Source organism: Bradyrhizobium sp., assembly GCF_030654605.1.
GTDB lineage: Bacteria > Pseudomonadota > Alphaproteobacteria > Rhizobiales > Xanthobacteraceae > Bradyrhizobium.
Genome location: NZ_JAURXB010000150.1, coordinates 20,616 through 27,208 on the forward strand (window position 1 = coordinate 20,616; position 6,593 = coordinate 27,208).

Annotated in this window: 8 protein-coding genes and 1 pseudogene; 7 read left to right on the plus strand and 2 right to left on the minus strand. The window is 65.3% G+C overall.

Translation table 11 applies throughout. From position 1 onward, the window contains the following. Window positions 1–34 precede the first annotated feature (34 nt). Window positions 35–1,090 (minus strand): ABC transporter substrate-binding protein, encoded by a 1,056-nt coding sequence (locus Q7U29_RS14585; RefSeq protein ID WP_304742576.1) that lies wholly within the window; start codon window positions 1,088–1,090, stop codon window positions 35–37. Window positions 1,091–1,321: 231 nt separating this feature from the next. Between Q7U29_RS14585 and Q7U29_RS14590 the strand changes: the two genes are divergently transcribed. From Q7U29_RS14590 to Q7U29_RS14620, 7 genes are all read left to right on the plus strand, one after another. Further along, on the plus strand, window positions 1,322–1,789 hold the full coding sequence (locus tag Q7U29_RS14590; protein WP_304742578.1) for a hypothetical protein: 468 nt from the start codon (window positions 1,322–1,324) through the stop codon (window positions 1,787–1,789). Between the two features lie 52 nt (window positions 1,790–1,841). Beyond that, on the plus strand, window positions 1,842–2,318 hold the full coding sequence (locus tag Q7U29_RS14595) for a hypothetical protein (protein ID WP_304742579.1): 477 nt from the start codon (window positions 1,842–1,844) through the stop codon (window positions 2,316–2,318). A gap of 124 nt (window positions 2,319–2,442) precedes the next feature. After that, window positions 2,443–2,868, plus strand: a complete 426-nt coding sequence (gene hisE, locus Q7U29_RS14600) for a phosphoribosyl-ATP diphosphatase (protein WP_304742581.1) — start codon at window positions 2,443–2,445, stop codon at window positions 2,866–2,868. 63 nt (window positions 2,869–2,931) lie between these two features. Continuing rightward, the gene (locus Q7U29_RS14605) at window positions 2,932–3,513 is read left to right on the plus strand and encodes a YqaA family protein (protein WP_304742583.1); all 582 of its coding nucleotides are present in this window, start codon (window positions 2,932–2,934) and stop codon (window positions 3,511–3,513) included. A 53-nt stretch (window positions 3,514–3,566) separates the two neighbouring features. Further along, window positions 3,567–4,154, plus strand: a complete 588-nt coding sequence (locus Q7U29_RS14610; protein WP_304742585.1) for a hypothetical protein — start codon at window positions 3,567–3,569, stop codon at window positions 4,152–4,154. Window positions 4,155–4,273: 119 nt separating this feature from the next. Further along, window positions 4,274–5,242, plus strand: a complete 969-nt coding sequence (locus Q7U29_RS14615) for a nitronate monooxygenase family protein (protein WP_304742586.1) — start codon at window positions 4,274–4,276, stop codon at window positions 5,240–5,242. A 155-nt stretch (window positions 5,243–5,397) separates the two neighbouring features. After that, complete coding sequence (locus Q7U29_RS14620) at window positions 5,398–6,174, plus strand: thioesterase family protein (protein ID WP_304742588.1); 777 nt, start codon at window positions 5,398–5,400, stop codon at window positions 6,172–6,174. Between the two features lie 103 nt (window positions 6,175–6,277). On the opposite strand, the pseudogene Q7U29_RS14625 reads toward Q7U29_RS14620, so the two are convergent. Next, window positions 6,278–6,593: pseudogene (locus Q7U29_RS14625) on the minus strand (acyl-CoA synthetase); the annotation flags it as partial.

The following is a 6,593-nucleotide window of genomic DNA, read 5'->3' on the forward strand; positions in this document are numbered from 1 at the left end:
CGCCACGGAGATACAGCTTTCGCTGCTTTCTCCCTCAATTGATCATCCGGCCGCCAGGCGCGGGAAGGAAGGAATCGTCAAAGATGTCGGCTGCCGCCGGCCGTTTCTGGAACTTGAAATCCTCGGCGATCTGATCGACCGAGCGCTCGAACCTGACGGGGTCGATGCCGCCGATGCCGTTGCGCCTCACTTCGGTGGTGAGGATGTTGTCGCGAATGACAGCGTGCCAGCGTTCAAGTTCGAGATCGCGCGATCCGCCGTCCATCCGGCTCACCACTTCCTCCGCGGCGCGCGTCGGGTCCTTGATCGCGAGATGGGTGCCGGCCATCACCGCGCGCAGAAAACCCTTTACCGCTTCGGGCCTGGAGGCGGCGAAGGCCGGGTTGACGATCAGCGCGAAGCCGTAGGCCTCGCAGCCATAATCGGCGTAGCGCAGCACGGCAAGATCGTCGGCGGGAACGCCGCGGTCCCTCAGATTGACACCCGAAAGGTAGGAAAACCCGGTCACGGCATCGACCTGCCCCGCCGACAGCATCGGTTCGCGCACGGCGGCGCTGATCCGGTTCTGCTTGACGCTGGCGGCCTTGATGCCGTTCTGCCGCGCCAGCGCCGGCCATAGCCGGATCGCCAGGTCGCCCTCGGCGACGCCGAGGGTCTTGCCGTCGATGTCGGAGAGCGCCTGAATGCCGCGGCTCTTGCGGGCAATGATGGCGTAGGGCGCCTTGTTGAACAGTACGAACACCGCCTTGATCGGCCGCGCGCCGGGCTTGTCGCGAAACCGGATCAGTTCGTTGATGTCGACCAGCGCCAGGTCGCTGGTCCCCGCGGCGACGCGGGCGATGCCATCCTGCGATCCGCTGGCGACATTGATGTTGACCGCCAGCCCTTCCGAGCTGAACAACCCCTTGTTCGCCGCCAGCACGAACGGGGCGGCGCTGGCATCGATCGGACGATCGAGCGAAAACTGGATCGCGACCGGCGACCGCGTTTCGCCCGCCGCCGCGCATTCCCCCAGGCCCACCCCAAGACTCAGCAGACCCAACAGCGAAGTCAGGAAGCCGCGAACAATAATGGTCGAAATTCCACGCATTGCGATTACTTCAGGCGGGCCGGACGCCAGCTGCGGCGCCGGCTATGTTTGTTTCATGACGCAGGGGGGCGCCGGAGAGGGGCATTCTGTCGCATCAAGCCTGAACGGCCAATGAGTGCCACGATTTCGACACCGATCGTTCAGCTTGCATTCGGATTGGGGAACTTAACATGGAGCCAGTGGTTAGCCATATTAGGCCTGCCAGGCCAGACGACCACGGAGGACATTGAGATGTTCGCGCGTAGAACCTTGTTTTCATCGATCAGCCGCGTCGTTGCCGTGGCGACCATCGCCGCCGTGGCGGTGACCGCGTTCGAGCCTTCAACGGCCCGCGCCGGATCCGCGCCCGCAGGCCAAGGGCCCGCTCAGGGCCTGTCGTCGGCCGCGACCAGCGATGCCACCGACTTCAGCGCCCGTCGCCGGCATTATCGTCGCGGCGGCGGCGCCGCTGCGGCGGCCGCTTTTGCCGGTATCGTCGGCACCGGTATCGCAATCGCCGCGACACAGAACCGCCGGCACTATTACTACGATCAAAGGCCGGCCTATTACGGTGGCGGCCCGGTCTATTACGGCGGCGGTCAGCCTTACTATCGCAGCCAGCCCTACTATGGCGGCGGACACTATGGCGGGTACCCCAGCAACCACTACGGCCGCGGCGGCGCCTTCGATACCCTGACGCCCCATCACCGCGAGTACTGACGCCCCATAGCGACACGGCCTGCCAGGCCAGACGACCACGGAGGACATCGAGATGTTCGCGCGCAAGACTCTACTCTCATCGATCGGCCGCACCGCCGTCATGGCGACCGTCGCTGCGGTGGCGCTGACCACGTTCGAGCCGACGACGGCCCGCGCCGGATCCGCGCCTGCAAGCCAAGGCCTGTCCCAAGGCCTGTCCCAAGGCCTGTCGACGGCGGCCCCGACCGGCGACGCCACCGACTTCAGCGCCCGGCGCCGATATTATCGTGGCGGCGGCGGTGCGGCGGCGGCGGCCGCTTTCGCCGGTATTGTCGGCACCGGTATCGCCATCGCCGCGGCCCAGAACCGCCGGGACTATTACTATGGCGGTGGCCCGGCCTATTACGGCGGAGGCCCGGTCTACTATGGCGGCGACCCCTATTATGGCGGCCAGCCCTACTACGGCGGCGGCGGTTATTATGGCGGAGGCTACTACGGCTCCAAGGCGAGCGTGCCCCACTTCAACGGTCACCCGATGGCCGGCTGGTAACCAGCGCTATCCGAGAGAATGGATCCGCCGGCACCTTAACGATGCCGGCGGATTTTTCTTGGCCCGATGCGGCCGGGGACCGGCCGTTAACACGCTTTGCATCGGTTTCGACTAGGTTCTGAAGATGGGTGATTCGCTCGAACGGCTTTATCTGGCTGTCCTCGCGGCCAAGGATCTCGATCCGGCCACGTCGCGAACCGCACGGCTGTTTCAGCGTGGCCCGGCCAAGATGGCGAAGAAGCTGGCGGAAGAAGCCATCGAGGTCGTGATCGATGCCGTCAACGGCAATTCCGATGCGGTGGTCCGCGAGAGCGCCGATCTGCTCTACAATCTCACCGTTTTGTGGGCATCGGCCGGCGTGCGCCCCGAGGACGTCTGGCGCGAAATGGAGCGGCGCGAGCATTTGCAGGGAATCGCCGAGAAACTGCCGAAATCATCGTCCAAAATACGGATGCCAACCACAGCAACGGCCGCGCCCACAGCGGCGCCCTCGGTCGGCCGGCGACGAATTGTCGCGCTTGAAGGCCGCAGCCTGCGAAAGCGGCACTAAACCTCCCGAATTTCTCCCATTTCCCGGCATGGACAAATTCGCTCCGGGATGGTTCATCGCGCCATGCTGAGACGAATTTACGATTGGTGCATCGACTCCGCCCACAAGCCATATTCGGTCTGGATCATGGGCGCGGTGTCGTTCGCGGAAAGCTCGTTTTTTCCGGTGCCGCCGGACGTGATGCTGATCCCGATGTCGCTGGCGCGGCCGGAGCGCGCCTGGTTCTATGCCATGGTCTGCACCGTGACCTCGGTGCTGGGCGGCATCGTCGGCTATGGCATCGGTGCGCTGCTCTATGATTCGCTCGGGCAATGGCTGATCCAGATTTACGGCCTCAGCGGCAAGGTCGAGGCTTTCCGCGCCTCCTATGCCGAATGGGGCGCCCTGATCATCATCGGCAAGGGCCTGACGCCGATCCCCTACAAGCTGGTCACGATCACCTCGGGCTTCGCCGGTTACAACATCTGGCTGTTCGTGCTGTGCTCGATCATCGCCCGCGGCGGCCGCTTCTTCGTGGTCGCCATCCTGCTCAACCGCTACGGCGAATGGATCCGGGCCCAGATCGAGAAGCGCCTGGGGCTATGGGTGGCGCTCGGCGCCGCCGTGCTGGTGCTCGGGTTTGTCGTCGCGTTCAAGCTGATCTGATACCCGGTCGTGAAATGCTTTGCCGGTCCGCCGCTTCGGGCTACGCTTCAGGCATGCTTGATTCAACCGGCAACTTCCCAGCGCTGTTCAGGACGCGGGTAGCGACCGCCAGCACGGTGTTCTCTATATGCGTGCTGGCCGCATCAGCGGCGTGGCCGCAGGCGGCGCCGTCGCTCGCCATCCAGTCGCCGGCCCAGCAGTCGAGCCCGGACCGGCCGCAACCGGCGCCGCAGCAGAACGAGCCCGCACCGCCGTCGCCGCCGGAGAATCCGGGCCTGATCAACGAACTCGGCAAGCTCTGGGACAAATCCAAATCGATCCTGCCCACCATCAAGAGCCCGCAGGAGGCGATCGATGACCTGAATGCGCGCACCAAGGGTGCCGGAGAGGGCCTGTCGCGCCTGGCCAAACCTTCGCTGATGGTGACCGGACGCATGGCCTGTCCGGTTTCAGGCAATGGCGCGCCGGACTGCAAGGCCGCCGCCGACAAGCTCTGCCAGAGCAAGGGCCACACCGAAGGCAAGAGCCTCGATACCGATGCTGCGGAAAAATGCTCGGCCAAGGTGTATCTGCCGGGCCGAAAGCGCGAGCCGGGCGACTGCCGCACCGAAAATTACGTCACCCGCGCGCTGTGCCAGTAACGTCGAACGCAGCGTCAAAACGCAATACTTGACACTGGAAAGATTGCCTTGTTGGTAGAGCGTCTGGCAGCCCCGGGCTGCCGCCTGGCCCGTTACGAATAACCAGAAGGATTTTTCGAATGTCCATGCCTGCTCTGTTCAAGGGCCGTCTGTCGATTCCGGTGATCGGCGCGCCGCTGTTCATCATTTCGGTGCCCGATCTCGTGATCGCGCAGTGCAAGGCGGGGATCGTGGGATCGTTCCCGGCGTTGAACGCCCGCCCGCCGGCTTTGCTCGACGAGTGGCTGGTCCGGATCAGGGAAGAGCTTGCCGCGCATGACAAGGCGCATCCCGAGCGGCTGTCGGCGCCGTTCGCGGTGAACCAGATCGTGCATAAATCCAACAACCGGCTCGATCAGGATATGGCGCTGTGCGAGAAGCACAAGGTGCCGATGATGATCACCTCGCTCGGCGCCCGCGAAGAACTCAATCAGGCCGCGCATCGCTGGGGCGGCATCGTGTTTCACGACGTCATCAACCAGAAGTTCGCGCACAAGGCGGTCGAGAAGGGTGCCGACGGCCTGATCCTGGTGTCCGCCGGCGCCGGCGGCCATGCCGGCGTGATCTCGCCCCTGGCGTTCGTGGCGGAGACACGGCAATGGTTCGATGGACCGATCGCGCTGTCGGGTGCGATCGCCAACGGCCGCGCCATCCGCGCGGCGCGCGTCCTCGGTGCCGATTTCGCCTATATCGGTTCGGCTTTCGTCGCCACGACGGAAGCCAATGCCGTTGAGGCCTACAAGCAGATGGTGACTGCGTCCTCCGCCGAGGACATCGTCTATTCCAACCTGTTCACCGGCGTGCACGGCAATTACCTGAAGCCGTCGATCGTCGCGGCCGGCATGGATCCGGACAATCTTCCGGAGTCGGATCCCTCGAAAATGAGTTTCGGCACCGACGCCTCCGGCGAGCGCGCCAAGCCGAAAGCCTGGAAGGAAATCTGGGGCTCGGGCCAGGGCGTCGGCAGCGTGGCCAAGATCGTGCCCGCCGCCGAATTGATCGCGCGGTTCAAGAAGGAATACGACGAGGCGATTGATCCGCCGCTGTGAGGCGTACGTGTCCCGGACGCGGTGCAGCGCCACTTGGCGGTGCGCCGCAGAGCCGGGACCCAGCAATGCTCGCGACAACATGGACCCCGGATCAGCAGCGCATCACTTCGTGCTGCGCTGCGTCCGGGGAACGCAAACTGAAAAAACGGAATTAAATGGACGCCATTTTTCGCGTGGACGGCAATCGCGTCTTCACCAGTCCGAACGCCGCCGGGCCCTGGGATCCCGGCATGCAGCACGGCTCCGCGCCGGCGTCGCTGGTGGTGTGGGCGGCCGAGGCGATTGCGACGCCGGTACCGATGCACATCGCGCGCGTCACCATCGACCTGATGCGCCCGGTGCCGGTGGCGCCGCTGACGCTCGAGACCGAAGTGCTGCGCGAGGGACGCAAGATCCAGCTGTGCGCCGTCCGGCTGCGCGCTGGCGACGCCGTCGTGGTCGGCGCCACCGTACTCAAGATCAAGGCCCAGGCCCTGGCGCTGCCGCCTGACGTCGCGGACTTGCCGGTCGAACTGCCGGGGCCGGACCAATCGCGCGTCGAGCCGGCGAATTTTTCCTCGAGCCCCTTCGTATCGGGCATGTCGCTGCGCGCCGCCCGCGGCAGTTTCGGTGTGCCCGGTCCCGGCGCGATCTGGTACCGCGCCGACCGCCCGCTGGTCGAGGGCTCGCCGGTGTCGCAGGCGATGCGGGCGGTGGTCGCGGCGGATTTCTGCAACGGCACTTCCGCGGCGCTGGATTTCCACGAATGGACGTTCATCAATGCCGACCTCACCGTCAGTTTTGCGCGGCAGCCGGTCGGGGAGTGGATTTTGCTCGATGCGGAATCCTGGATCGGTCCCGATGGCGCCGGCCTCGCGATGGCGCGGCTTGCCGATGAACGAGGCTATTTCGGCCGCGCCGTGCAGAGCCTGGTGATCGAGAAGCGGGGATAGACGAAAGCGTGACGCCATCGTGTCCCGGATGCCGCGCAGCGCCATCAGCGCGTTCACGCGCGTCTTCGACGCGATGCGCTGCTGATCCGGGACACGAGAGTTTTCACCCCACCATCCGGTCCCGCCCGACCCAGAACCCCGCCTTCAGCACCTTCTTGTCGACCTTGCCGACGCCGGTCATCGGCAATTCCGTGACGAACTTGATGTGCTTGGGCGCGTGCGCCGCGCCCTTGCGCGCCTTCACCAGAGCGATCAATTCGTCGGCGTTCGGCCGGCAGCCTTCGCGCGCGACCACGACCGCGGTGACGGCCTCGCCCCATTTGTCGTCGGGCACGCCGACCACGGCGACCATCGCGACGTCGGCATGCTGCGACAGCACGTCCTCGACCTCGCGCGGAAAGATGTTGAAGCCGCCGGAG